The organism is Streptomyces sp. NPDC127092 (genome assembly GCF_042722475.1).
Lineage (GTDB): Bacteria > Actinomycetota > Actinomycetes > Streptomycetales > Streptomycetaceae > Streptomyces.
In genome coordinates, this window is sequence record NZ_JBHXFE010000352.1 from 1 (window position 1) to 1,145 (window position 1,145).

Genomic DNA, 1,145 nt, shown 5'->3' on the forward strand with positions numbered 1-1,145 from the left:
AAGGCGACGAAGATGCCGATGTTCACGGCGGGGTTGCCGACCGTCTGCGGGGCGGCCTGGAGCAGGGGGGTGAGCGCGCTCATCGCGTGGCCTCCGGGTTCTCGTGGGCGCCGGCGGCCTCGCGCTCGAGGCGCTCACGCAGCGCGGTGGCGCGGGGGTCCAGGGTCCGGTTGGAGAAACGGACGTAGGCGAAGGTGATCAGGAACGTGGTGACGAACTGGAGCAGGCCGAGGATCAGGCCGAGGGTGATGTTGCCGCCGAGGCGGATCGCCATGAACTCTGGGAAGAACGCGCCGACGATCACGAACACCAGGTACCAGACGAAGAACGCCACGGTCATGGGGAAGGCGAAGGATCGGTGGGTGCGCCGGAGCTCGATGAACTCCTCGGACTGCTGCGCGGCGCGGAACTGCGCGGCCGTGGGGACCGGCGCCGTGGGCTCGCTGGATGACATGGGCCCTCCGGGGGTGCGTAGGACGGATCAGTGTGAGACAGATCACTGTGATGACAACCACACTCTGGCGGGCGGAGGGGTGCGCCGTCAAGCGCGCCCCGGGGCCGTGCGCCCGTGTGACAGCCCCGGGGCGCAGCCGTGCGGACGCGGACGCGCCCCGACGGCACGGGGCCGCCGGGGCGCGGAGCCGCCGAGGAGCCGGTCAGGCGCGTCTCCCCGCGGCGCAGGACCGCGCGGGCCTGGGCGAGGACCACCTCGTCGACCATCGCCCCGTCCAGCTCGAAGGCCCCGTGTCGGCCCTCGGCCGCGGCGAGGACGCGCCGGGCGCGCTCGACGGCCTCCGGGGCGGGCGTGTAGGCGGAGCGCACGACGGGCACCTGGCGCGGGTGCAGGCACACGGTCGCGGTGCAGCCCAGGGCGACGGCGTCCTCGGCCTCGGCGGCCAGCCCGGCCTCGTCGCCGAGGTCCAGGTGGACGGCGTCCCATGCGGCCGCGCCGTGGGCGGCCGCCGCCAGCAGCACCGTCGCGCGGGCGTGCTGGACCACGGAGCGGTAGGCGCCCTCGGGGGTGCGGGAGGAGCTGCCGCCCATCGACGCCACGAGGTCCTCGGCGCCCCACATCAGCGCACCCACGTGCGGGTGGGCGGCCAGGTCGGCGGCGGCGAGGATCCCGGCCGCGGTCTCGCAGAGGG

2 protein-coding genes are annotated in these 1,145 nt (G+C 74.9%); both read right to left on the reverse strand.

The features are described 5' to 3' along the window. Positions 1-79: 79 nt before the first annotated feature. A complete protein-coding gene (locus ACFWJO_RS40355; protein WP_386873342.1) occupies positions 80-340 on the reverse strand; it encodes a DUF485 domain-containing protein in 261 nt (86 codons plus the stop codon). After that, a partial coding sequence (locus tag ACFWJO_RS40360) for an HpcH/HpaI aldolase/citrate lyase family protein (RefSeq protein WP_386873343.1) occupies positions 337-1,145 on the reverse strand: 809 nt, incomplete at its 5' end. The genes ACFWJO_RS40355 and ACFWJO_RS40360, both read right to left, overlap by 4 nt.

Excerpts from the sequence above, each read along its gene's own strand:
- ACFWJO_RS40355 (WP_386873342.1), bottom strand. The coding sequence starts at position 340 with ATGACCGTGGCGTTCTTCGTCTGGTACCTGGTGTTCGTGATCGTCGGC.